Genomic DNA, 25,238 nt, shown 5'->3' on the forward strand with positions numbered 1-25,238 from the left:
CGCGCATCAAAACAATGGGTTACTTTGTCTCATGCTTTCTTGACAACCTGCCCCTCCGAACATACCAATGTTCCGGCAATAATCTCATCTTCCTGGTTAATTTTGAGCTCTCCGCTCTTGGCATCAAGCATCAAATTAAGAAAATTCATAAGATTACGTGCATAAAGCGCGCTTGCATCTGCGGCAACCAGACCCGGAAGATTCGCAATACCAATGAGATGAACACCATGTTTTACCACCGTTTTATTCAGCTCTGACAAGGGGCAGTTTCCGCCTGCCTCCACCGCCATATCCACTATCACTGAACCAGGTTTCATCGCTTGAACCGTTTCTTCTTTTATTAAAACTGGCGCTGGACGCCCGGGGATCAAAGCAGTCGTAATGACAATATCAGCCGCAACAGCTCTTTGATGAATTAATTCACCCTGCCGACGTTTATAATCATCCGACATTTCAGTAGCATAGCCACCGGCTGTTTCAGCCTTCGCTTTTTCTTCGTCCGTTAACGGAACCTCAACAAATTTAGCACCTAAGCTCTCAACTTGTTCCTTAACTGCAGGGCGCACATCAAAAGCTTCTATCACTGCTCCCAGCCGTTTAGCCGTGGCAATCGCCTGCAATCCGGCTACCCCTGCTCCCAATATTAATACTCTTGCTGCTTTCACGGTTCCTGCAGCTGTCATCAGCATAGGGAAGAATTTCTGATAAACATTGGCAGCCATAATGACTGCTTTATATCCACCAATATTCGCCTGAGAAGACAGTACATCCATACTTTGTGCACGTGAAATACGCGGTAGTTTCTCCATGGCAAACGCAGTCAAGCCATGTTGAGCGAGCACCTCGATTCCTTCCACTTGATGGGGTGACAACAAACCAATCAGAATCGCATCCTTGCGCATTAGCGCCACTTCCTCAGCTCCGGGGCCACGCACTTTCAGGATAATTTGTGATTGACCATATAATTGTGATACCTCATTAACGATCACTGCACCCGCTTCTTGGTAGGCAGCATCAGGAATACTTGCACTAGCACCTGCGCCAGATTGAACCAGAACAGTGTGAAAAGCCTTGGCAGTATATTTTTTAACCGTCTCCGGCGTAGCTGCTACACGTGTTTCTCCCGCATTAATTTCTGCAGGTATGCCTATGTGCATCGATTATCTCCCTTATCCTCTATTCAAACTTGAAAATACCAAATGCTTTGCATAACTTTTCTCGAATGCGAGATTATAAATGAATCTTGATGGATACATTGCTTTGATTGAAGCTTATACATAATTTATCTGTGAACCTATCTATACGTTAGCGCGTTATTGTCTTATATATTCAAAGGCAATAAATACCATGATAAGTTACGCCGCTTTTATTCTTAATTTAAATTTTTCAGGCAACGACCTAACCATTGACTGGTTAATTTTTCCTGTACGCTATTTTGGCGCAAGCGTGACGATAAACTACTAAAATCAACCCAATCTAATGGCTGATCTTGATTGAAACATGAAAAAACGTAAGTAATCTCACCCGTTTCAGGATCTTTATGAGGCTGCAAACATTGGGCACAAATTTCCTTCATCATACATTGCATCGGGGAATTGATAGAACCAATAGCAAAGTGATTTTTTTTCAAATAGGGCTGCAGCTGATGATGACGCGCATAACCCACCGCCGCCATCATTCGATCAGAACCAATCGCAATGATACGATCAGCATCTGCCAGGGAGATAGGCTGTGCACCGAGTGCACCGCTGCCATAAGCAACCATTGCCTGCACAATATTGCCAACGAAATTAAAATCACCTGGCCTGGAAGGTACAAATCCAGGCGCTTCATCACAACACCACACAACGGTGTCTGCCGCGGCCTCAATTTCAGCCACTTTATAACGATCAACCAGTTTTTTGTAGCCAGCAAAATACAAAACCCGGCATCCTGCAGCACGTGCAGCAGCGCCAATAGAAAATAACACCGCATTGCCAAGTCCTCCCCCCACTAGCACGAGCGTCTCATTTGGCAGAATTTCGGTAGGCGTACCTGTAGGCCCCATCAGCACAACCGGTTCGCCTGGTTTAAGCAAGGTAAACAAATTTGCTGACCCCCCCATTTCGAGCGCAATCAGAGAAATAAGCCCACTCGAAACATCTACCGATGCTCCTGTCAATGCGATGCCCTCCATCGCTAGCCGGGTGTTTTCTATCATCGGAGCCAATGTCACAAAATTCTGGAAGCGGAAAAATTGCCCGGGATGAAAATGTCTTGCTGCCATAGGTGCGCGCACGACCACTTCGATAATATTAGGTGTCAGCCTTTCCACTTTATGCACGGTCGGTCTCAATTGATGATTCATTTCAGCAAAAAACTGGACATTCAATTGAGTCGAAGCCGGCGTAACACGTTCAAGCACGCGACTGACAATGGGATAACCTTGTTTGGCACTTGACATGGCTTTAACTACATTACCTGAATAAGACGGGTGCAAATCACCAAAGAAACTGATAAAACGCCCATCATCGCAGTGGCTCAGCAAGACCGCTGGTGTCTCTGGCTTAGGATTACCCTTTGTCAAGCTAACTGGATTCCCCTGATCATCGCAAGCTGCAAAATAGCGTCCATTCAATTTGAAATACTTCTCATCTTCTCTGGCAAGGACGGTATTCGGCTGGGTACCAGCGGCGACCAGAATGGCACGGGCAGGCAAATCAACTTCCCTGATTTTTTGCCATTGTCCTGCCTCATTTACTGTTTGAGCAGAAAGTCTAATCGACTGGGTATGCTCCCATTGATCGACATCAACTCGCAACGGCGTCAGCCCTTCAGCAAACCAAATCCCTTCCTCCATTGCTTTCTCAACCTCTTCATGATTCAGCGTATAAGAAGGGCTGTCAATTAATCGCTTACGATACGCAATGGTAGCTCCACCCCATGATTGCAATAGCTTCAGAATATCCGGTGCTCGCTCTTCCTTGGCTGCCTGTGCACGCTCGGCACGAATCGCTCGTGCGTGTGCCAAAAACTCCTCAGCAATTTGCCGCTCTTCTTCATCCCAGCGATTGCGAACGGCAGTTTCTCCCTGTTCTGAAGCAAGTAACTCATAACGCTGTAAAAATTTCTCAACCTGGACCGGATAGTAAGCCAAAGCTTCCGTAGCCGCATCGATCGCAGTAAGCCCGCCACCAATCACTACAACAGGCAAGCGCAACTGTACGTTAGCGATAGAATCAGCCTGTGCTGCACCGGATAGCTGAAGTGCCATTAGAAAATCGGAAGCTGCGCGCACACCACGTGCCAAGCCATTGGGTAAATCAAGAATAGTTGGACGCCCAGCGCCTGCAGCTAGCGCGATATGATCAAAACCCAAAGCCAGCGCATCATCTACTGTCATAGTACCGCCAAAGCGTACCCCACCATAAAGCGCAAATTCTGGCCGTCGCTCCAGTAAGAGACGAATTAATTGAAGAAAATTCTTATCCCAGCGCACGGTGATACCGTATTCGGCCACTCCACCAAAACCACCTGGGATACGTTCATTCAGATCGACACGGAGCATATTGGTATCGTAAATAGCATTAAAGGATATACGCTCCCCATGCAGACCGACTCCGGAAATCTCTGCCGGTAATGGCTCAATCTTGAGACCATCTACTCCCACTACGGTATGACCATCGTTCATCAAATGGTGTGCCAGAGTATAGCCAGCAGGCCCCATTCCCACCACCAGAACTTTCTTACCGGTAGCTGGTCTGGGCAGCGGTCTGCGTAAATTAAGAGGATTCCAGCGCGTAAGCAAGCTATATATCTCAAATCCCCACGGTAATTCGAGCACATCTTTAAGGGTACGCGTCTCTGCTTGCGGAATATCTACCGGATCCTGTTTCTGATAAATGCAGGATTTCATGCAGTCATTACAAATACGATGCCCCGTGCCTGCGCACATTGGGTTGTCCAGTACAATCATGGCTAAGCTGCCAATCGCCACCCCCTGCGACTTGAGTTTATGAAATTCCGAAATCCGCTCTTCCAAGGGACAGCCCGTGAGTAATGCTCCTAACTCACTTTTCTTGAAAGCAGCGGGTTCTTCGGCATTTTTAGGTTTGACTTTGAACCCTTTTGAGCAGGAATCCTTACCTTGTTCATGACACCAGATACAATAATTGGTCTCATCCAAAGCGCCCACCAGGTCGGTACCATTATCAGTCAGAGAAAATCCTTCGCGCTGACGAAGGTGCTCAAGACGGTGGACAGTATAACCAGCATGATCATCGGTTACCATTGACAACAAGTGCAGATAATCAAGTTTTGCTGGAGATTTGAATAACACACCTTGCTGGGTATGCGTTTGCCCTTCAGGCGTGCGTAATGCCCAAGCCGCATAGTGCAACGCATCATTTAAACGGACTGCGTGGTTTGCTTCATCCTCTAACCATCGGGTCACATGAGTTGCAAACACCAACTCAGAAAAAGGCTCGCCAAACTCTTCTTCGAGTTTCTTTTCTAGGGCAATAGCGTCTATGGTTGGTAATACTTCATCGCTCACCTTAGTTTTGGCACGGCGTTGCACAAATTGCCGCTTGCAGAAATAAAGCGGGGCAAGTTCATGATGACGCGCTGCAAGTACACGCACTTCCTTGCCTATACCAAATAACTGTGCAATGAAATCCTCCATCCACGGAGCAAGCTCAATCAGAAAAGCAGATTCATCTTTGGGTGCTAAGCTATCCGGATGAAGGCGTGCCAGCTCCAAGCGTTTACACAGACCAGCATCCCCTGCTTGTAGAAAGTCAAGAAATGCTTGATCCAGCTTGACTAAACCATCACGGCAATACAAATCCGCAAAAACCATCCCAAATTTAAGATCAGGAATAATAACTTCTACTGATGGTTTGCTACGCATTAATGCTGAATTTGTCATAGTTGTTTATTGATATTTTTATAGCAAAAAAAATGGAGGGCTCAGGGTGAAAAATGAAGTCAATTGCTTAAGACCGGCTCAAGCTAATTTTGAATAAAAAATGATATGGGCGCTACTTTTTCACTATCGTAAAAGATTGTGTTTATTCCGAAAAAGCATATCTAGCAAATCATGCCGGCTGCGACGGTATTATTGCTCGTTTCATCAATAACAATGAAGCTCCCGGTAGCACGATTGTGAGCATAATCGTCCAATACAATTGGCTGCTGCACTTTCATCACCACCCGTGCGATATCATTTATTTTCAGGGAATCTGTTGTCTCATGATCGAGCGTATTGACATCCACACGATAGTCAATCTGACTTACCATTCCTTTGATCATACGCGTGGTGTGCTTGACGATATACTTACGGCGAGAATCAAGTGGCTGTTCAGATAGCCAGCATAGCATCGCAGCAAATTCCTTCTTGATTTGTGGCTGCCCAGCAGCTTTTACTAACATATCCCCACGAGAAATATCTAAGTGATCTTCAATAGTCAGTGTGACAGATTGGGGTGAAAATGCATCCTCAAAAGAATGCTTGTACAAAAGGATCTCTTTAATGCGTGAAGATAATCCAGAAGGAAGAATCGCTACTTCATCACCCACACGAATTGAGCCTGATTCAATTCGTCCCATGTATCCACGGAAATCGTGCAATTCTTCAGTTTGTGGACGACAAACCCATTGCACAGGAAAGCGGAAATCATCGGTATTGACGTCATGCTCAATATCGATATTTTCCAGCAAATCCATCAATGTCGTGCCTTCATACCAAGTCAACTTGTCGCCTCTTTCAACCACCATATCCCCGTTCAAGGCAGACATGGGAACATATTCAATATTGCTTAAACGAAGCCCCTGGGCAAAAGAAGCAAAATCATTACGAATGCGCTCGTATACTTCGCGTGAATACCCTACCAAATCCATTTTATTAATGGCCACGACTAAATGAGGAATCCCTACCAAACTGGCAAGATAAGCATGGCGACGAGATTGCGTAAGTACACCTTTGCGTGCATCAATCAAAATAATCGCCAGATTAGCAGTAGAAGCACCCGTAACCATATTTCGGGTATATTGCTCATGGCCAGGGGTATCGGCAATGATGAACTTACGTTTTGGCGTCGCAAAATAACGATAGGCCACATCGATCGTTATCCCTTGCTCCCGCTCTGCTTGTAAACCATCAGTTAACAAAGAAAGATCAACCGATTGCATCCCGCGTCTATTAGAACTACGTGCAATAGAGCTCAACTGATCCTCAAAAATCGATTTGGAGTCATGCAACAAACGCCCAATCAGAGTGCTTTTTCCGTCATCCACACTCCCAGCAGTGATAAAACGCAACAGTTCGGCACGATCAAGCCTTACATTTTTAACTTCTGACATTTGGTAATAGCCTTTGACAAATGATTCTTAAAATAGAAATGGTTTCTGTTTTTTCAACGAGCAAACTGAATTAGAAATACCCTTCTTTTTTGCGCAATTCCATAGAGGCTTCTGAAGTCTGATCATCCATACGCGTGGCACCACGCTCAGTTATACGTGTCATGGCAGTTTCGACGATAATTTCATTTACATTCTTAGCCTGAGAAATAACTGGGCAGGTACAGCTCATATCACCTACGGTACGAAAACGCACCATCATTTTTTCTATGCGTTCCCCCTCTCTGGGTTGGACCAGATGTGATACTGGCAATAAACCGCTATCACGCGGAATAACCTCACGCCAATGAGCAAAATAGATAGAAGGTACTTCCAGTTGCTCGCGCTCGATATATTCCCACACATCTAACTCGGTCCAATTGCTAATGGGGAAAACACGAATGTTTTCTCCTGGATGGGTGCGTGTATTGTAAAGACTCCATAGTTCGGGTCGCTGGTTTTTAGGATCCCATTGACCAAATTCATCGCGAAATGAAAATATACGCTCCTTGGCACGCGCTTTTTCCTCATCACGGCGCGCTCCACCAATGCACGCATCAAGACGTAATTCCGCAATGGCATCCAATAAGGTAATGGATTGAAAAGGGTTACGGCTTTGGTTTTCAGAGCGCAACACGACTCTACCTTGTTTGATAGAATCCTCCATACTGCGTACAATCAAGCGCTCACCTAACTCTTTGGCCCGATGATTGCGAAATTCAATTACCTCGGGGAAATTGTGTTCGGTATCAATATGTAATAACGGGAAAGGAAAGCGTCCTGGCCGAAAGGCTTTTTCAGCCAATCTGAGCAAAACAATGGAATCTTTTCCTCCGGAGAATAATAATGCAGGATTAGTACATTCGGCCGCCACTTCCCGCATAATATGAATGGCTTCGCTTTCTAAGGCATCCAAGTGGGTAAAAGTTCGATGACTCATTCTTTCTTTAACCTTCTAACAAAAAAATTCAGTATTATCTATTTGAGCGAGGCGGCTTTATCTATATGCAAGCCGCATTCCTTGGAGCCAGAATTCTCCCACCACCAGCGCCCAGAGCGAATGTTCTCCCCAGGTGTTATCGCACGTGTACAAGGAGCACAACCAATACTTGGATAAAAACGATCATGCAATTTGTTGTAAGGCACATCATATTGTTTAAGATATGCCCATACCTCGGTATTACTCCACTCACAGAGTGGATTAAACTTCTGCAAGTTATTTTCAGCATCAAACATGGATATGGACAAATTATCTCGCGTGACGGCTTGTTCACGGCGCATTCCTGTGATCCAGGCGCGCTTGCCCGCTAATGCTCGGCGAAGTGGCTCAACCTTGCGGATATCACAGCATCGTTTGCGTAATTCGACACTTTGATAAAAACCATTGGGGCCATTTTGGGCGATATAGCTTTCCACTGTAACCGCCTCAGGAAAATACACCTGGAGAGAAACGCCATAGCGATCTTTTACTTCTTGCATTAGATTATAGGTTTCTTGTGGCAACCGTCCTGTATCTAGCGTAAACATAGCAATATGCGGATAGTACCGCATGATCAAGTCCGTCAAAACCATGTCTTCGGCACCAAAACTATTGGCAAACACAACAGGCGCATATTCCCGCTGTACCTTTGCGAGCAAAACATGTAGCTGCTCGACTTTTTGTGCCACTTCAGATTGAACCATTTATTTTAATTAAGCATAGTTTAAACTATGACTGATTGCGAAATTTTCTGGAATTGTAATGGCTTAGCTATAGCTTGCGGTAGCGCGCCGGTTAAGTCGAGCTGGCTGTCAAACTGGGTACAGAACCTGGCCACATCGAGCGTCCACGCATCCAATTCCGCATACCATTCAGTCAACAAGGCATCTGTCAATTCACTGACAGGATGTGCAAAATCCCGAGCAAGTTTAGCTAGTTGTTGAGATAGATTAGGTTGGGTTGGCAGCACACGTTGTAATTCTTCCGCCTGCTCTATCAGGCTTTCATATTTCTGTCCCCCTACCAGCTGGGTCAATCCTTGGCTGATCAAGCGGACAATTTCTTCCGCACACTTGGCTGACTCCTTAAATTTACGCTGAAACTTTAGTGCATTCCGATAATTACGCTCGTTTGCAGCATCAAAGAAAGCTGTGCCGATCTGCTGCTGTTTTGCACCTGCACACTCTCCACCACCCAGCTGTAATACCTTGAAATCATCTCTCTGACCATGATCGCGTAGCACTGACTGCAAATCTTCCTGCTTAACTTCTACCAGATCAACCAGTAATTCAGCAAAATAACTCTGGCCAACTCGTCGCGTCCAATTAAAAAACGTTTCTCCCATTTCACGGTCTGCGGCATACGCTGATTTCACCCGCTCTACCGCCAGCTCGATACGGGCGCTTGGTACTGATGGACCTTTAAAAGCCAAACCACCATTAACCATGCCATTGCCACCGAAATACATCTGATAATGCGGCACTAACTTACCAAACATGCGCTTACCTTCGCCATAAATCCCTATATCACCACTTTCCGGCTGAGCGCAGCCATTGTGACAGCCCGAAACCCGAATACGCAGATCATCGCTTCCACCTGATAATTTACCTCCAACAGTCGGACTGGAAGTAATTCCCAAGCGGCAGGTGGAGGTGCCAGGACAAGCCACGACATTGTCACCTGCTTGAGGTAAACCCAAACCAAGATTGGCGAGTGCAGACTGAATCTCCACTATATTTTCTCGTGGCACATCAACCAATATCAAATTCTGATCCTGCGTGGTACGAACTTCTGACAAGTCATATTGCTTTAATATGTTGGCAATGCCACGTATCTGGACCGGAGTCAATTGCCCGAGGCGTACGCTGACCGGCACTACATACAATCCGGCTTGCTTTTGCGCGAACAGCGCCCGGGGAGCGCCAGGACCGGGCACCTCACTCTCCTCCATACCACCTGTCCACTCCCCTTTGGGATAACCTTGCTCGACCAGTACTTCTTTGACACGCGCGAGCTCTTCCCGATACTTCTCGATAAACCCATCTGCACCAAATTTGTCAACTAGAAACTTGATACGCGATTTCGCACGTTTACTGCGATCAGAATACTTGTTATGCAGGGTGAGAACAGCTTCTATCACCAACAACAAGTCCTTTTCTTCGATGAACGATTCAACCTCAATCGCCTCACGAGGTTTATGCCCAAGCCCCCCACCTACCAGGACTTTAAATCCAAAACGCGTACCCTGTCTAATTGCCACCACGCCAAGGTCATGAATCATTCCTTGCGCACAATCCGACTCGCATCCAGAGAAACTGATCTTGAATTTGCGCGGCATCAACTGATTCAGAGGTTTACGTAGAAAATGTTTAACGACTCCATTAAGATGTGCACTGATATCAGTATGCTCACGTGAACAAATACCTGTCAGAGGACAAGCTGTTACATTGCGTATGGTGTTTCCGCATGCCTCCCGTGTCGTGAGCCCACCTTTCGCCAAATGACGCATCACAGCCGGTGTATCTGCTAATGGCACATAATGCAGTTGAATATCTTGCCGCGTGGTAATATGCGCTTCGCCATGCGGCACATAATTCTCCAGTACGTCTGCAATTGCATTTAACTGCATCGGGATTAACCGTCCCCCAGGAATTTTGACACGCACCATATTGACGCCTTCCTGACGTTGACCATAAATTCCCATTTGCAACCGGGTAGCGGTGAAACGATCGTTATCCATCCGTTGCGCGAAAAAATCCTGCAATGATTGATCGTACGAATCGATTTCCGCATCATTAGCGAGATCAGTTAAATAATCCATCCTATTTCTTCTCTCCGTAATTTCTTTACCACATCAGCTTATTGCCAATGAGGATAAAAATATTAATAATTTTTATTGTTATTTTATCTGATATCTATCTTCTGGCGTTAGTGGTTATCAACATTCATTTTTTCAAAGAGAAAGCAATATTAGTAAACCAGTATCAGATCATTTTTATATCTTTCCCTTAATTGACTCTTCCCACCTTAAAAATCTGATTTCTCATACAATTTTATGTTTTTTGTAAGATTTTCTCTAGCTAGATGAATACATCATAACAGCATCATTATATTTCTCATAATAATATTAAATTAGATTATTATAATATTATGTTATAATAAAAGACATTATGAGATTGCAACAATTACGTTATTTGCGTGAAATCGTTAACAAGAATCTGAATCTGTCGAAAGCTGCCGAAAGTCTGCACACATCACAACCTGGAATAAGCCGGCAAATTCAGCTTCTTGAAGAAGAGCTAGGTGTGGATATTTTTGTTCGTAATGGCAAGCGTATTGTAAAAATCACCCCCCCAGGAGAGGTTATCGTCGAGATTGCTGAAAAGATGCTCAAAGATGTTGAAAACTTGAAACAAGTCAGTCAGGAATTTAGTGATAAAGCGAGCGGCACTCTGGTTATTGCCACGACCCATACCCAGGCACGTTATGCCCTCCCACCCGTTATCAAGCGTTTTACCGAAAAATACCCTAAAGTTAAACTCATACTGCGCCAAGGTAACCCAACCCAAATCTCCACTTTGGTCTCTTCAGGCGAAGCTGATTTAGCCATTGCCACAGAGGCAATCGAGTTGTTTCAAGAACTCGTCATGCTTCCCTGTTATCAGTGGAATCGTAGTATTATCGTTACCTCAAAGCACCCTCTGCTCAAACAACATCCGCTGACATTAGAAGCGATTGCGCAATATCCTATCATTACCTATGATTTCGCGTTTACCGGTCGCTCAAAAATTAACCAGGCGTTTGCATCTAAAGGACTGACTCCCAACGTGGTACTCACTGCAATCGATGCGGATGTAATTAAGACTTATGTAGAACTTGGTTTAGGTATTGGCATTCTAGCAAAAATGGCTTTCGACACGGACCGAGACAAACATCTGCGCGCAATTGACGCCAGTCATTTGTTTGAACCCAGCACGACGCGTATCGGCATCAGCCGTAATAGCTATATTCGCAGTTATATCTATGACTTCATCGAAATGTTTGCTCCCCACCTTGATGAAGCTACGGTCAAAGCTGCTATGAAAAACCAGCTGAGAACACCTGCACAAGATACCTCGCAAACAACTAATAAGCCTGCATAGCATTCGCTTGCGCAGGCTTATATGAGCAATTCCTTAGTAGCTGCTTCCTCTGCTCTGACCTACATCTATCGCGGACACCAAACTACTCCGATTCCCCCAGGCATTTCGGATAAAGGATACCACTTGAGCGACTTCTTCGTCCCGAATAATCTGCTGAAATGGAGGCATGCCATAAGGTCTGGGATTTGCTGCTGTGGTAGGGGGATAACCTCCATTCAGTACACTGCGAATGACGTTAGCAGGAATCGTCATGGTAACGCTACGATTACCCGCCAATGCAGGATAAATCCCTGACGCCCCTTGACCTGTTACGCCATGGCATCCCTCACAGTATCTCTTATATAACTTCTCCCCCTGTGCCAAGTACTTCCGGACATTTTCCGGCATTTCTGGATAACTCACTTCAGGCTGAGCATTACTCTCAGGTATTGACTTAAGATAAACAGCCATGGCACGCAGGTCATCCTGAGATAAATACTGCAAGCTTTGCCTGACAACTGTTCCCATTGGCCCCGATGTCATAGCACGCTGAGATACGCCAGATGAAAGCAGCTCGATAATTTCTTCAATAGCCCAATGCATGCTTCCCGCTTCCTGCCGAGAAGTCAACGAGGGCGCATACCAGTTCGACCCCATGATTTGACCTCCACCAACGGTATCTTCTTGAATTGCACCCAGCACATTTCTGGCAATGTGGCACGCATTGCAATGGCCCAGTCCTTGTACTAGATAAGCACCTCGGTTCCATTCGTCACTCTTGCTCTGATCCGGTTCATAAACTCCTTGTTTGAAGAAGAGGGCGCGCCACAGATATAAAAGCGGTCTAGAGTTATAAGGGAAGCGGATTTCATGAGGTGGGTTGGATTGCGACACAACAGGAATTGACTGCAGATAGGCAAAAATCAGGTCTGCATCCGCACGTGTCACCTTCGTATATTCGGTATAAGGAAATGCAGGATAGAGGAGTTTACCATCGCGCGATTTGCCCTCATGCATCGCCTTCCAGAAATCCTCTTCGCTCCAGGAGCCGATACCCGTTTCTTTATCAGGCGTGATATTGGGAGTGATGAAAGTCCCAAATGATGTTAGCAATCGATGTCCTCCTGCAAATGGTCGACCTCCTTTGGCCGTATGACATCCCAAGCAATTCCCCACACGTGCAAGATACTCACCTTGCGCTTGTCGCCGTTCGGATAGGGTGGAATTTTCAGGAGAAGCATTGACCACAGCGGTATGAGCCACCATCAGCAAGGTCAGCATATAGACAAGAAATAAAAAATTATTTTTTGATTCCCGAGCAATAATCCTCATGGATGGTATCATCGAGCCTCTCCATTTTCCGAAACGATACTGACACAGCGCTGCGCCATTTCAGGCGGAAGATGATTAGCCGGCTTTCCCGAAACAGGTTGGGTAGCCAGCCATTTTGCCACAGCATTGATCTCTTCATAAGTCAATTTTTTGGCGATATCCGCCATGCAATTCGTAATTTTTCCACGAATCAACCCTCCGCTATGCCATCCTCCCAATTGTGCTGTCAAGTAAGTGCTATGCAACCCCAACAAACCCGGTACAAAAGGTGCTGTTCCCATCAAATCCTTTCCATGGCAAGCACTACATGCCGGTATATTTCGTTTAAGATCACCTGAATAAGCAAGTTTCTTCGCTAGATTTGCTTCCGAAGATTGCAGGGTAATAGATTCTGGCGGAGGGTAAGGTAAATTTAATGACGCAAAATACCGGGCTATCTCTTGCAAGTATTCATCGGACATATTCTCCAGCAAAATAGCCATCGGCTGGTAATAACGTCGACCGTCCCTGAAGTGGCGCAGCTGGTTAAAGAGATAGCCCTCCAATTTTCCCGCAATACGCGGATAATATGCATCTCTGCTATGCTTGCCCTCTGCACCGTGGCAAATGGTACAAGCCTTGACACGTTCAGCAAGCGTATCGGGAATATTCACCGATAGGACCTCGTTAGCTTTTGCCAGATTAGTAAAAAACAATAAGATGAATAAAATTGAATATTTCATATCGTTATTTTTATAGATGATCAATGTCTATGCCATTTACTCTTTTGAAAGATTTGTATCAGCATGGCATAATTATTCTGGACGAAAGTTTAAAGCAATCCAAAATTTCGGCCAAACTTACCCAATGCTATGCCACAGCTCACTACCAAGCAAGGATTGACTCGGTCATGTTGACATTGCTCTTGGGCCAGCGTAACGAATTATTAGCCAAGCTCATGAAAAAGCATGGGAAACAGTGCGCCCTCTATATTACTGCCTGTAATCCTCATAGTAGACCTCATGATGAGGAAACGAATCGCACAGCAAACAAGCGATTATTCGCACTGTTATCGACTCTTTCCAGTTGCATTTTTGTAGGCAAAAGCTCAGATCCAGCGGGTAATTGGCCGGCAGAATCGAGTTTTTTAGCATTAGGCATTGATTTTGTCACCTCTAAAACACTCGGCAAACAGTTTGATCAGAATGCTATTGTATGGGTTGATTTTGATGCAATCCCCAGATTAATTTTATTGCGCTAGAAACTCCGCTGCTATCATACCTCACGCACCATCGTCTGCTTTAACGCTTCGATTTGAGACTGATTGAGCGTCTCAATTTTGATTAACTCTTCAGCAGTCTTTTCAAGTAGCTCATGATTCTTGCGCAGGATACTCATCGCCCGTTCAAGCGCCTGATCCACGAAGGTACGCACAGTCGAATCAATTTTGTTGGCCGTCTCCTCGCTGTAATCTCGACTCAACGGTAGCGGGAAGCCCTGCTGTAAAAAAGGAGAACGATCACGATCATATGCAACGTTACCTAATGCATCACTCATGCCATAACGCAGCACCATAGCGCGCGCCATATCAGTTGCACGCACCAGATCATCAGAGGCTCCCGTAGATACCTCATTGAATATCACCTGCTCGGCTGCCCGCCCACCCATCATCACGGCCATTTTGTTCTCCAACTCAATCCGTGTCATTAAATATCGATCTTCGGTGGGGCGCTGAATGGTATAACCCAGTGCACCCACTCCCCGCGGAATAATAGATATCTTATGCACCTCATCCGTGCCAGGTAATGCCAGCGCCACCATAGCATGTCCCAATTCATGAAACGCCACAATCTTACGTTCTTTTGGATTAAGCAGACGATTACGCTTTTCAAGACCCGCAACGATCCGTTCTATTGCGTTATTAAAATCCTCCATTGTGACGGAATCTGCTTTACGACGAGTTGCCAGCAACGCCGCCTCATTGACCAGATTAGCTAAATCTGCACCTGTAAACCCTGGTGTGAGAGCAGCGATCTGCTCCAGTCTCACATCCACATTCATCTTTACTTTTTTGATATGAACCGCCAAAATCTGCTCACGCCCAATCTTGTCTGGTCGGTCTACCAGTACTTGTCGATCAAAACGCCCGGCACGCAGCAGTGCGGCGTCCAGGACTTCCGGACGATTAGTTGCGGCCAGCAATACGATACCGCTTGATGGATCAAAGCCATCGAGTTCTGCCAGCAACTGATTCAGAGTCTGCTCCTTTTCATCATGCCCACCCCAGGCATAGGAACCACGCGCGCGCCCCAACGCATCAAGTTCATCAATGAAAATAATCGCTGGCGCCATTTGCCGCGCTTGTTCGAAAAGGTCACGCACTCTGGCTGCACCCACACCGACAAACATCTCGACGAATTCCGCTCCCGAGATTGAAAAAAATGATACTCCCGCTTCACCGGCTACCGCACGCGCTAGTAATGTCTTGCCTGTTCCGGGTGGTCCGACCAGCAAAATTCCCTTTGGCACTCTCCCACCCAGACGAGTATAGTCAGCAGGGTTTTTCAAAAAATTAATGATTTCAAGGAGTTCCTCCTTGGCTTCATCGACACCCGCCACATCAGCAAAGGTAACCTTGGTTTCTTTCTCAACATAAACTTTGGCCCGGCTCTTCCCAATTGACATTAATCCACTGCTCATGCCACCGCTCATGCGCCGGATGATATACAACCAGACGCCGATAAAAAGCAGCATCGGCAAAATCCAGGACAACAAATCGCGCAGCCAGGTACTCTTGACGACTCCGCTATAAGTTACATTATGTTGATCTAAGATATCAGCAAGATCGGGTGCAACACGTGTCGTAACAAACTCCTTGAGTCCATCAGATTCGGCTTTTAGCGTACCGTAAATCTGGTTTTCTGTAATCGCCACCTCGGCAACTTTATCTTGTTCCAGTAGCGTATGGAATCGGCTATAGGGAATCGGCTCAATTCGGGTATATTGCTCGTAAAGATCACGTAAAAACATCATCACAAGAACAGCAATGACGATGTACCAGAAATTGAACTGCACTTTCTTATCCATTAAATTTTTATCCATAAAACATTTCCTTCTTTATTGGAAAAATGATTAAATTCGTGAGAATCAGCCAGTTCAGCTACGGTCCAAGCTACGATTAAGCTATCTCTTTATGATCTTATCTTATGAAAATAAATCCTGCCCATATTCTTCCTGAGTAAAAAATAAATTTTGAGAATAGTACAAATTATGAGTTTTCATATCTGACGTAATGGATTGAGTCATTTTGCGAATTTAACTGTGATTAGAAATGTTTGCCCCAAGAGCAGCCCCATGTGTAGGTGTTTTTAGATATATCTGTATAAGTTGCCAAGGGAAAAATAATCGGAGCAGCTTGCCGACCTTTAGAACAATTCGAAAAGAAGATTAAGCTGCGAAAAAAATATTAAATGTGAATTGAGAGCTGAAATAGAAACCAGTTCATCAATAACCGTTAAACTATCCAGCTAAGAAATCAAAATCATAAAGGTTTTACACCTTCCCCAAGACCGATAGAATGTCCTATGTATCTTCCTGTTGCTTGGATCAAAATAATATAAACATGCTAAATATTTATAGATAATCGTGAAATTTCCTTTTATCTATCTATCCAAGGAGACTCATCATGAAAACAAAAATATTCTTCACAAGCTGGATTATTCTTATTTTTCTGGCTTTCATCCCTCCTGTACCCGCTGAATCACAAAATACAGTTGATACCAAAGTAAAAACAATCGCTCCCCCTGATCATAATAAATTAGCTGAATACTATGAAAATGAGGCTAAAGAAATGAGTTTAAAAGTGGAAGAGCAAAAAAAGCTACTTCATGAATACGACTTTCATAGTTATTACTATGGCCGTGAGGGCCAGGATTTTCAGGCACATCATGAAGCCTTATTAGACAAATATGAAAAAGCAGCAGAACGAAACAGTGAGATGGCCGCTGCTCACAGGAAAATGGTAAAAAAACGCTAAACCTGTTTTCCTCAGTTGAACCTATAAAAATAGCTGCAAGCATAGTACTGTGAAGGTTTTACGGCTGAATAAAGGAATCACCTAATAGCTGAAAAGGATTTTTGAGGAAAGAGAGTAATAAAGGCGATGGATAGCATCGGGCAGGAGATGGCGCATAAAGGAGCTGTACTCATCTACCTCTGGCGGTCGATTTCATCTAAGCTAAAATAAAAACGGGAGTGCCACAGCTATGCGTCAGTTGGCACTTTTTGCCAAGCTCATGGAAGTTACAGGCTTATTCCCAGTTAGGTGAAATCCGGAAGGACGAGCCGCTGATGCTGCGCAAGGAAGGCATTGGTAATCGGCACCGTCTCCTATGGTGATGAGGAATTGGTCAAAGGTATGGCAGGGCAGGTGCTGCAACGCTTCGCCCTTTAACCGAACAGCCAGCCCAGGGCCGTGTCCATGTCTAAACCCTTCCCAACTGAGCTGTATTCACCCCCTGGCGCGAGGATCAGGGACGAGCAGCATATCGCACGGTAGCCAGTCGAGCAGCTTGGCAGCGGTGCTGCCAAGCAACAGGCTCATGACCCCGCTATTGCCATGGCTGCCCATGACCACGAGATCGATCTCATGCTCGCGCACGTAGCGGGTCAGCGTTGTTTCGATGGCTCCGTCCTCCACCATCGTCCTGAGCTTCGTCCCCTCGGGCAAGACCGTAGCAGACAGGAAAGATGCGCATTCGGCATCTTCGATGCTCACGCATACGTCGGTAGAGCGGGTGGAAACATCAGCCAGTCCTGCCATCGATAGAGCATGGGCGTGATAAACGATCAGCTCGCGTCCTGGAAAGAACCGCACAGCGGCCAGGAGGGCATGTCGAGAGGATTCCGAAAAGTCGGTGGCCACGACGACGCGCCGATAAGGTCCATACGCACGGTTGTGCACCACCAATAATGGGATGGACAGAGAGCGCGCCAGCTTTTCGACTGTCGATCCGAGCAGGAACTGCCCCAAGGTTTCATTGCGGGAGACACCGGTGACAACCACATCCGATTGCGTTTCGGCAGCCATTCGGCGAATGGTTGCCGGAACATCTTTGCTTCGGCTGATATAGAGTTTCACTGGAACCTTGACGGTCTTGAGGTCGCGGGCAAGCTGCTGCCGCGCCACACGCAGCAGCAGCTCATCACCAGTTCCGCTGGCCCAGGCCAGCACCTGGTCAGGCGACGCAGTAGGGTCGAGGATATTGAGCGCAATCAGTTCAGCACCCCATTCTTCGGCCAACTGGCTCGCCTGATCCAAAGCCCGGTCGCATCGGGCGCTTAGGTCGGTGGCCAGCAAGAGGCGCCGGGGCGCAGTATCGGATGAAGCAATGGTGGTCATGGATATATATCTCCCTAAAAATTATTTGTTCAACCGCGCAGCCAATGGACTGTGGCGGATCACGAACTTTTCAAACTCGGCCACGCTGAATACCAACAGGCCAGCTGCCACAACCTTACACCACTCCAGCTGCGTCAAGTCGGTTGAATTGAAAATGGCCTGCATGGTCGGTGCGTGGGTATAGGCCATTTGGAGCGGGATACAGGCGGCGATAGCCAGTAGCACGTAACGGTTGCCGGTCAAACCATCGAGGCTGATAACCGAGGCAAGAGTAAAGCGACTATTGACCAGATAGAACATTTCGGCTGCCACCACCGCATTAACAGCCATCGTGCGCGCTGCCTCCATACTTGTTCCATTGTTCAGCTCCCACAGGAATAAACCCAACGCGCCACTCATCATCAAAACCGAGACCATCAGCACCCGCCAGACAAAGAAGCCCGACAATAGTGTCTCGCCGGGTGGGCGTGGTCGGCGGTTCATGATGCCGTACTCAGCTGGTTCAAAGGCAAGGGCAAGACCAAGCGTGCTCGAGGTGACCATGTTGATCCACAACACCTGTGCTGGCGTAAGTGGCAAGGCCAGCTCAAACAGGATGGCGGCGATCACCACCAGTACCTCACCGCCGTTGGTTGGCAACATGAAGAGGATAAACTTCTTCAGGTTATCGTAGACTGCTCGGCCTTCGTGTACGGCGCTGGCAATGGTGGCGAAATTGTCATCGGCCAGCACCATACCGGCGGCTTCCTTGGCCGCCTCGGTGCCTTTCATTCCCATCGCCACACCTACGTCGGCGCGTTTCAATGCTGGAGCGTCGTTCACACCATCACCAGTCATGGCCACTACCTGGCCTTCTTCTTGGAGTGCCTGTACCAAGCGCAGCTTGTGTTCGGGGCTGGCTTGCGCGAACACGTCTACATCCCACGCCAAGCGGCGCAGGGTAGCATCATCCATTATTGCGATTTCAGCACCAGTGACAGCAGGTTTACCAACACCGATACTGAGCTGGGCGCCGATGGCGCGCGCCGTTTCGGCATGATCGCCAGTAATCATCTTGACCCGGATACCGGCGTGGTGACATTCACGCACAGCAAGGATAGCCTCTGGTCGCGGCGGGTCGATGATGCCAACTATGGCCAGCATCACGTAGCCGGATTCGGTATCAGTAAAGCTCAGGCACCCTCCCAGCGGGGATGCTCGCTTGCACGCAAGAGCCAGCAGCCGTAGTCCTTGGGCCGCTATATCGGTCGCCATGCGTCGCCAGTAATTGATCTCCAGCGTCCGCTCGCCGTCATGGCTCCACTGCGCACCGCACATGTCGAGTATGCGCTCTGGCGCGCCTTTGACAAATATCCATGGCTCATCATCGCTGTCACGATGATAGGTAGCCATGAAGCGATGCTGTGACTCGAAGGGAATGACATCCAATCGTGGCCACGCCTCATAGCTCACGTGTTGAGTAAAGCCGGCCTTTTCTCCAAGCACAAGCAAAGCCCCTTCGGTGGGATCTCCTTCTACCCGCCACAAACTGTCCGCTTCGCGTAATCGAGCGTCGTTGCACAATACGCCAGCACGGATCGCCATAGCCAGTGCAGGATAGTGATCAGGGTCAATAATACGGCCATCGATACTCAAATTACCTACCGGAGCATAACCAACGCCGCCCACGTTGAATACATGTTCAGCGCAGACCACGTGCTGGACGGTCATTTCATTGCGCGTCAACGTACCTGTCTTATCTGAACAGATCACTGTCACCGAGCCCAAAGCCTCCACCGCTGGCAAGTGACGAATGATAGCGTTGCGGCGGGCCATGCGCTGCACACCAAGCGCCAAGGTGACGGTCATAATCGCCGGCAGCCCCTCGGGAATCGCGGAAGCAGCCAACGCCACAACCATCATAAACATTTCGGATGAGGGCTGTCCGCGCCACCAAGCCCCAAGCGCGAAGGTAGTGGCCGACATGCTCAGAATGGCCAACGCCAGCGTCCTGCCGAAACGATCCACCTGGCGCAGCAGAGGCGTGGACTGCATACGGATGCTGGACAGCATTTGGTTGATCTCGCCTAGCTCGGTGGCGGTGCCGGTCGCAACCACGATGCCGCTGGCCTGTCCATAGACCACCAGCGTTCCCGAGTAGGCCATGCTGTATCGTTCTCCCAACGGGGCGTTGATGGCCACGGCTTCATGACACTTCTCCACCGGTAGTGACTCGCCAGTCAGAGCGGCTTCGTCGACACGCAGCTCCTTGACCTTCACCAGCCGCAGGTCAGCTGGTATCCGGTCACCGGAAGCGAGCGTTACCAGATCTCCTGGCACCAGCTCAGCAGCGTTGATTTCACGCCACCGCCCATCTCGGATCACCGTGGCATGGGGGGATAGCATGGCGCGAATGGCGTCGAGAGCTGATTCGGCTTTGCCTTCCTGAATGAAGCCGATGATGGCGTTGATGACTGCCGCAGCCATCAGCACGCCCGTGTCGATCCAATGCCCAAGCAGGGCCGTGATGACGGCGGCACCGATCATTACGTAGAGTAAGATATTGTGGAACTGCATCAACAGGCGATGCAACGGGCCACGCCGCTTCGGCGGAGGCAATTGATTTGGCCCGTAGTGCGCACGGCGATCCCGGACTTCCGCATCCGTGAGGCCACCTACTCCGGTTTGCAGCGCGTGCTCGATCTGTTCCTTAGACAACGCATGCCAATGAGTGCGTAGCGGAGTTTCCTGGTGATCAGGGATCAAGTGCTCGGCCATAAATTAATTTTGTTGTTATTATGAGGGCGGGAACGCGCGTATTACAGAACAAAAGAAAATCCTTGAAAATTTAAAATTTGTAACTATTCAGCCACTAGATATAGATTTTAGGGATGTTTTTTAGTCAAGAATACAAGAAATATAGTAACGTGCGTTCGACATGAGAATCATCATACTAGGACTAGAAGAGCTTGAGAAATCTAATGTTAAGTAAGGGTTCTTCCCCCGAAAAGTGTAAGCCAACCAGCCTGGCTATCAGATTAACAAAAAAGTTAAATGAGGTATAATGGTCGCAATGTTCGATTTGCGAGAGATTTTCGTATAGCCGTTGATGGTCTCAATGAGAGAGCGTTACACAATAAGAGCTTAGCGAATAGCGGCAACAGCTTGCTTTCCATGTTCTTACGTACTTTGGTGACGAGCTGCATGCCCTGCTTATTAGCTGTTCAAAAAGTGCCAACGAGATAGAGTCCTGATCATCGAAGAGTTTCCCAAAAAAAGAGTGTGCCAACTCCAGGCGCAGATCACGGCGCTCGACATTGCTTGTCGTGATTTTCACTCCCAGCAATTCTCCTTGATCATTGATGACCAGGTGCAGTTTGAACTCATAAAACTAACCCACACTAGTCTTCCCAAGGCAGCAAACGCTGCCATTACTTTATGCGACCAGAGTCGGTGGTTGCGACATACACTGATCCTGCTCGAATCAATGAAGCTGATTCCAATACATTATCTGAAGCGCTCAAAGCGACTAGTCAGAAAGTAGCACCGCTAGTGCCTCTCAACACCTCACTCAAATATGAGTGTTTAAATATCCGTTAACCCCACAGATGAAATCCCACCATGATCGACATTACTTCACGTAAAAACGTAAAAACTCTTCTCTCCTTGCCGACACCATCCCAGCGATAATTACGACAAGCACTGTTCCCACCACGACTCAAACTCTTGACAAAAGTTGTCAATCGCATAAAAAATCAATACTATAATAACCATTGGAATCTGACTCCTCTCGTGATGAAATTCTTTTCTAAGAGTGTTCATCAGGAGGAATTCAGATTCCCTGTGCTGCTTTTCTTATACTGAACTCACGTTAATTTATTAGTGAGTATGCTTATTACTCTCTTCCTCAGCAGCGTCATGGTCATGATGATGATGATGATGCTCTCCTCCTTCTCCATTCGACGCGAGCGGCATGAAATGTGCGCCTTGAGTCTCATAGCCAGGAATGGCTAGAAAAACAGCTACTGTAGTCTCAGGCGTAATTTGAAAATCTCCCTTCGCTTTCATTATATTTGCATAAACTGGCTCCAATACAACGGATTGTTTTTTCCCTTCCTTACCTGCTTGGATATTGGCTTTTCCTTGCCCCCCACTCGTGGGAATGGGGCTATCTCCATGATCAGTTACATACAGCGTCAATTCGCCATTCTTCGCTACCAATTCTAAATGGAAAGGACCAGATGCGCGAAGTTGACCACCGTGAGGTGGTGTTAATGTGGCTAAATGCCCTTCTGTATGGGCCAGAGCAAAATGTGACATCATCAACATCATACTCAATAAAATAGATGCAACAACCAGTCTTCTCATTCAGTTTCTCCTGGAGTATTAATTAAGACACAGATAATACTTTAAAAATTTTAATAGATTTAAATATTAGTGCACATGATCACGTGGCGGCGGAAGGATTTCCTTTTCACTATTAAGCTGAACCAATTGTTGTGTTAGAAAATCCATATTATTCCACCCACTTTCATCTCTATCTGGTATCCATCTTGCACGTAAGTAGCCAAAGCGATCTACCAAAAACTCCAAATGTTCTGGAATAACCCCCTCACCAAGGATATCTGGATGAGTTAATGTCCTTCGGTATAGAACATAACTATTTTTGATCTCCTCAGCTCCTTCTGTAACTACTGGGAAAGGTATATCCGCTGCAATCTGCATTATTTCCTGTTGATCGAGCTTATTCATTGGAACAGCTAGGATGACTGCATTGAGTTCGCGTAGCTTGTCATAAGACGCGTTCAATTCCTGTAAACGAGCTTGTGATTGTGGCCATGTAAATAACACGAGCATCACATTCTTTTTCTGGCGGAAATCCTTCAAATAGCCGCTGGAGCCATCATGCGCAAAATAGGAAAAAATAGGCGGCCCAATCGATGGTTTCTCAGGAACAACCATCGGACTTAGTAAACGTGCCTGATAGCCGCGTGACATACCATGCATATAATTGACCACATCCCAGCGATCTTCTTCTGACAGATTATTGGAAAAACCAGGCATACCTGTTTCCGCTATGCCATAGGTTAACCAATGGAAAAAATCCCCGGCTGTATGCCTAGCTGTGTGCGGCTCAGTCAGTAAATCTGCGGGTGGTGGATTAAATGTTTTGGCAAGCATTCCATTCCCTTTACCTTGCGGGCCATGACAGGAAGTACAATTTTGCGAGAAAAAGATTGATCCATTAGAAATGGAAATAGCATCAAAAGGTACTGGCGTATTTTGATAAGTTTCCGGATAAGCGTCTACTGCTAAAGGAGGCAAGGCTATGGCTAAAGAAGCAATTGTTAAGCTAGCTGGTATTCCAACTCTCTTTTTAATTTCCCATTTATTTTTAATGCCTAACCACACCGAACCAACTGCAAGTATCAATAACACTACACCACTCCAGACGAGAAGAGGGGTATTGGGTTCATTCCAAGTGGCATCAATTGAGAACCTAAAAGAATAAGGCCAATTTTCTACGATGGCATGCTTTGCCGGTATGGTATTAGACAAAATGGTCGCACACAACACCATGATAATGGCAAGTATGAACTCAATACTGACCCATTTCTTCAGTTGCTGCCCGCCCCTTTGGATTTGCTCAACGTAATCTACTTGCGTTAATGAAGGTAACCATTTAGCGCGTGCTCGATATGCGATGACAAGAATTATTGCTAATAACATAAGTTTCATGTTTATTAACCAGCCATACGCACTAGCTACTAACGCATGATAATCATCCTCTACCATTCGATCCGCAATAATAAAACCTGTCAGCATTAAGACGACCATTACCGGTAAGGCGATCGTAGAAAACTTCTTCAAACTTTCAGTACTCAATAAATCCAAGGGTTTGTCAGACTCCTTCTTATTGAATATGATCAATAGAAATGCTGGTAAAGCGCCGAACCAGGCACCTGCCAGAAGAATATGCAGAGCATAAGGAAATATTGATATAACAGATATTTCCTCTGCCGCCGCATGGCTGACCAGTGAACCTGCAATCAGCGGAAGTGAAGCTGCCACCGCACCTAAGATATAGTGCCACCTCACTCTGTAAGTATGCCGAATGTATAAAATGGCCCCTAGCAAAACTAGCGCAAATAATGCACGAGCTGCCCACATTTGTCCCATGCGAGTCTGTTGCACTACTTCTAACCAAGCATCAGGTCGCCAAGCATTCGCAGCAACACCTGTCGCTTCGCCGGCCGTTGTCGCTAAAATGCCGAGCAACCCAATTAGAATAATACCAGCTAACCATGGAAATCCACGTTCCAAGCGAGTTGCCCAAGGGCTTCCAAATACAGCTTTTTCTTGTCCAGCTATAGCAAGAAAAATACAACTACCAAAAATAATCAGATTAGCTACCAGCTGTGACCAACGAGCAAATGCAGCAACGATCTCAATCATCTCTTTTTTCTTTATCCGTAACTGTAAAATTATATTCAGAATCAACCACATGACCATCTACAGAGAGTACCCGAAATTTCACTGTATATCGTCCTGAGCTCAATTCTGGTAATTCCAGAATGATAGACTTCGGATCTTCTGGATGAACCTTTACTTTATTATCAGTAACAGATTTTTTATCTTTATCCAGTACCGAAAGTGACGCATAGGCAGGCTCAATCTCTTCATTAAACCAGAGACGAATTTGTGCTGGTGCGGTAGAAAGTACAGCACGACGAGCAGGTTCTGCCTTGACCAGAGCAGCATGCGCAAATGCTTGGTTCGCATGCATAAGTGTCATTACCATTACGGTTATAGATAATGCTAAAAATTGTGTTAAATTTAATTTTGGCCATTTTATTTTCATTCGAGTACTCCTCATTTTAAAACTGATAATTTCAATAAGCTATTATTATTATTTAGATTATCAAATATGAGCATGGTTCTAATGTGCTTTCACTAACTTATTATGCAACTTCTGCTTTATTCTTTTTGCTGCGCATCAAGAAGAAGGCAGCAGCCACTGCCAGCACGATGACACCGATGATATAAGGCAGGTTCGATTTTCCACCTG

Annotated in this window: 19 protein-coding genes and 1 pseudogene; 3 read left to right on the forward strand and 17 right to left on the reverse strand. The window is 46.5% G+C overall.

Annotated elements, in window-relative coordinates:
* Positions 1-29 precede the first annotated feature (29 nt).
* The 6 genes from BM283_RS02500 to BM283_RS02525 all read right to left on the reverse strand — a co-directional run bounded on the left by BM283_RS02500 (position 30) and on the right by BM283_RS02525 (position 10,178).
* The gene (locus tag BM283_RS02500; RefSeq protein ID WP_090688845.1) at positions 30-1,157 is read right to left on the reverse strand and encodes a Re/Si-specific NAD(P)(+) transhydrogenase subunit alpha; all 1,128 of its coding nucleotides are present in this window, start codon (positions 1,155-1,157) and stop codon (positions 30-32) included.
* A gap of 215 nt (positions 1,158-1,372) precedes the next feature.
* The gene (locus BM283_RS02505; protein WP_090688848.1) at positions 1,373-4,909 is read right to left on the reverse strand and encodes an FAD-dependent oxidoreductase; all 3,537 of its coding nucleotides are present in this window, start codon (positions 4,907-4,909) and stop codon (positions 1,373-1,375) included.
* A 161-nt stretch (positions 4,910-5,070) separates the two neighbouring features.
* Positions 5,071-6,342, reverse strand: a complete 1,272-nt coding sequence (cysN, locus tag BM283_RS02510) for a sulfate adenylyltransferase subunit CysN (protein ID WP_090688851.1) — start codon at positions 6,340-6,342, stop codon at positions 5,071-5,073.
* 70 nt (positions 6,343-6,412) lie between these two features.
* Positions 6,413-7,318, reverse strand: coding sequence for a sulfate adenylyltransferase subunit CysD (gene cysD, locus BM283_RS02515; RefSeq protein ID WP_090688855.1), 906 nt, complete (start codon positions 7,316-7,318; stop codon positions 6,413-6,415).
* Positions 7,319-7,356: 38 nt separating this feature from the next.
* Positions 7,357-8,061: a phosphoadenylyl-sulfate reductase gene (locus tag BM283_RS02520; protein WP_090688859.1), complete on the reverse strand. Its 705-nt coding sequence runs from the start codon at positions 8,059-8,061 to the stop codon at positions 7,357-7,359.
* Between the two features lie 20 nt (positions 8,062-8,081).
* On the reverse strand, positions 8,082-10,178 hold the full coding sequence (locus tag BM283_RS02525) for a nitrite/sulfite reductase (protein WP_090688862.1): 2,097 nt from the start codon (positions 10,176-10,178) through the stop codon (positions 8,082-8,084).
* A gap of 349 nt (positions 10,179-10,527) precedes the next feature.
* Here BM283_RS02525 and cysB point away from each other — a divergent pair, with 349 nt between their 5' ends.
* Positions 10,528-11,499 carry an HTH-type transcriptional regulator CysB gene (gene cysB / locus BM283_RS02530; RefSeq protein ID WP_090688865.1) on the forward strand — a complete coding sequence of 324 codons (972 nt, stop codon included), beginning with the start codon at positions 10,528-10,530 and terminating at the stop codon, positions 11,497-11,499.
* A gap of 33 nt (positions 11,500-11,532) precedes the next feature.
* On the opposite strand, the gene BM283_RS02535 is transcribed toward cysB, so the two are convergent.
* Positions 11,533-12,822: a c-type cytochrome gene (locus BM283_RS02535; RefSeq protein WP_090688868.1), complete on the reverse strand. Its 1,290-nt coding sequence runs from the start codon at positions 12,820-12,822 to the stop codon at positions 11,533-11,535.
* A complete protein-coding gene (locus BM283_RS02540) occupies positions 12,819-13,532 on the reverse strand; it encodes a c-type cytochrome (RefSeq protein WP_090688976.1) in 714 nt (237 codons plus the stop codon). The genes BM283_RS02535 and BM283_RS02540 overlap by 4 nt, the downstream gene beginning before the upstream one ends.
* 29 nt (positions 13,533-13,561) lie before the next feature.
* On the opposite strand from BM283_RS02540, the gene BM283_RS02545 reads away from it, so the two are divergent.
* The gene (locus BM283_RS02545; protein WP_175491999.1) at positions 13,562-14,050 is read left to right on the forward strand and encodes a DUF3293 domain-containing protein; all 489 of its coding nucleotides are present in this window, start codon (positions 13,562-13,564) and stop codon (positions 14,048-14,050) included.
* A 14-nt stretch (positions 14,051-14,064) separates the two neighbouring features.
* Here the strand turns inward: BM283_RS02545 and ftsH are convergent, their stop codons facing one another.
* Positions 14,065-15,876, reverse strand: coding sequence for an ATP-dependent zinc metalloprotease FtsH (gene ftsH, locus BM283_RS02550; protein ID WP_090688980.1), 1,812 nt, complete (start codon positions 15,874-15,876; stop codon positions 14,065-14,067).
* Positions 15,877-16,474: 598 nt separating this feature from the next.
* Here ftsH and BM283_RS02555 point away from each other — a divergent pair.
* Positions 16,475-16,825, forward strand: coding sequence for a hypothetical protein (locus tag BM283_RS02555; RefSeq protein ID WP_090688883.1), 351 nt, complete (start codon positions 16,475-16,477; stop codon positions 16,823-16,825).
* A gap of 474 nt (positions 16,826-17,299) precedes the next feature.
* On the opposite strand, the gene BM283_RS02560 is transcribed toward BM283_RS02555, so the two are convergent.
* From BM283_RS02560 to BM283_RS02585, 8 genes and pseudogenes are all read right to left on the reverse strand, one after another.
* The gene (locus BM283_RS02560) at positions 17,300-18,190 is read right to left on the reverse strand and encodes a universal stress protein (RefSeq protein ID WP_090688887.1); all 891 of its coding nucleotides are present in this window, start codon (positions 18,188-18,190) and stop codon (positions 17,300-17,302) included.
* Between the two features lie 21 nt (positions 18,191-18,211).
* A complete protein-coding gene (locus BM283_RS02565; protein ID WP_090688891.1) occupies positions 18,212-20,947 on the reverse strand; it encodes a cation-transporting P-type ATPase in 2,736 nt (911 codons plus the stop codon).
* Between the two features lie 337 nt (positions 20,948-21,284).
* Positions 21,285-21,548, reverse strand: a pseudogene (locus BM283_RS20435) (transposase); the annotation flags it as partial.
* The gene (locus tag BM283_RS20440) at positions 21,503-21,673 is read right to left on the reverse strand and encodes a transposase (protein ID WP_139225173.1); all 171 of its coding nucleotides are present in this window, start codon (positions 21,671-21,673) and stop codon (positions 21,503-21,505) included. The pseudogene BM283_RS20435 and the gene BM283_RS20440, both read right to left, overlap by 46 nt.
* A 92-nt stretch (positions 21,674-21,765) precedes the next feature.
* Complete coding sequence (locus BM283_RS18575) at positions 21,766-21,918, reverse strand: hypothetical protein (RefSeq protein ID WP_175492000.1); 153 nt, start codon at positions 21,916-21,918, stop codon at positions 21,766-21,768.
* 130 nt (positions 21,919-22,048) lie between these two features.
* Positions 22,049-22,537: a hypothetical protein gene (locus BM283_RS02575; RefSeq protein WP_090688899.1), complete on the reverse strand. Its 489-nt coding sequence runs from the start codon at positions 22,535-22,537 to the stop codon at positions 22,049-22,051.
* A gap of 66 nt (positions 22,538-22,603) precedes the next feature.
* Positions 22,604-24,625: a CopD family protein gene (locus tag BM283_RS02580; protein WP_090688903.1), complete on the reverse strand. Its 2,022-nt coding sequence runs from the start codon at positions 24,623-24,625 to the stop codon at positions 22,604-22,606.
* The gene (locus BM283_RS02585; RefSeq protein WP_090688906.1) at positions 24,618-25,031 is read right to left on the reverse strand and encodes a copper resistance CopC family protein; all 414 of its coding nucleotides are present in this window, start codon (positions 25,029-25,031) and stop codon (positions 24,618-24,620) included. The genes BM283_RS02580 and BM283_RS02585 overlap by 8 nt, the downstream gene beginning before the upstream one ends.
* Positions 25,032-25,238: the final 207 nt, after the last annotated feature.

Origin of the sequence: Nitrosomonas sp. Nm34 (genome assembly GCF_900113925.1) — a bacterium.
In the GTDB taxonomy this organism is placed as follows: Bacteria; Pseudomonadota; Gammaproteobacteria; order Burkholderiales; family Nitrosomonadaceae; genus Nitrosomonas.

Excerpts from the sequence above, each read along its gene's own strand:
- ftsH (WP_090688980.1), bottom strand. The coding sequence starts at position 15,876 with ATGGATAAGAAAGTGCAGTTCAATTTCTGGTACATCGTCATTGCTGTT.
- BM283_RS02505 (WP_090688848.1), bottom strand. The coding sequence starts at position 4,909 with ATGACAAATTCAGCATTAATGCGTAGCAAACCATCAGTAGAAGTTATT.
- cysN (WP_090688851.1), bottom strand. The coding sequence starts at position 6,342 with ATGTCAGAAGTTAAAAATGTAAGGCTTGATCGTGCCGAACTGTTGCGT.
- BM283_RS02575 (WP_090688899.1), bottom strand. The coding sequence starts at position 22,537 with ATGAGAAGACTGGTTGTTGCATCTATTTTATTGAGTATGATGTTGATG.
- BM283_RS02585 (WP_090688906.1), bottom strand. The coding sequence starts at position 25,031 with ATGAAAATAAAATGGCCAAAATTAAATTTAACACAATTTTTAGCATTA.
- BM283_RS02565 (WP_090688891.1), bottom strand. The coding sequence starts at position 20,947 with ATGGCCGAGCACTTGATCCCTGATCACCAGGAAACTCCGCTACGCACT.
- BM283_RS18575 (WP_175492000.1), bottom strand. The coding sequence starts at position 21,918 with ATGCGATTGACAACTTTTGTCAAGAGTTTGAGTCGTGGTGGGAACAGT.
- BM283_RS02555 (WP_090688883.1), top strand. The coding sequence starts at position 16,475 with ATGAAAACAAAAATATTCTTCACAAGCTGGATTATTCTTATTTTTCTG.
- BM283_RS02535 (WP_090688868.1), bottom strand. The coding sequence starts at position 12,822 with ATGATACCATCCATGAGGATTATTGCTCGGGAATCAAAAAATAATTTT.
- BM283_RS02580 (WP_090688903.1), bottom strand. The coding sequence starts at position 24,625 with ATGATTGAGATCGTTGCTGCATTTGCTCGTTGGTCACAGCTGGTAGCT.
- BM283_RS02500 (WP_090688845.1), bottom strand. The coding sequence starts at position 1,157 with ATGCACATAGGCATACCTGCAGAAATTAATGCGGGAGAAACACGTGTA.
- BM283_RS02560 (WP_090688887.1), bottom strand. The coding sequence starts at position 18,190 with ATGACCACCATTGCTTCATCCGATACTGCGCCCCGGCGCCTCTTGCTG.
- cysD (WP_090688855.1), bottom strand. The coding sequence starts at position 7,318 with ATGAGTCATCGAACTTTTACCCACTTGGATGCCTTAGAAAGCGAAGCC.
- BM283_RS02545 (WP_175491999.1), top strand. The coding sequence starts at position 13,562 with ATGCCATTTACTCTTTTGAAAGATTTGTATCAGCATGGCATAATTATT.
- BM283_RS02525 (WP_090688862.1), bottom strand. The coding sequence starts at position 10,178 with ATGGATTATTTAACTGATCTCGCTAATGATGCGGAAATCGATTCGTAC.
- BM283_RS02520 (WP_090688859.1), bottom strand. The coding sequence starts at position 8,061 with ATGGTTCAATCTGAAGTGGCACAAAAAGTCGAGCAGCTACATGTTTTG.
- BM283_RS02540 (WP_090688976.1), bottom strand. The coding sequence starts at position 13,532 with ATGAAATATTCAATTTTATTCATCTTATTGTTTTTTACTAATCTGGCA.
- cysB (WP_090688865.1), top strand. The coding sequence starts at position 10,528 with ATGAGATTGCAACAATTACGTTATTTGCGTGAAATCGTTAACAAGAAT.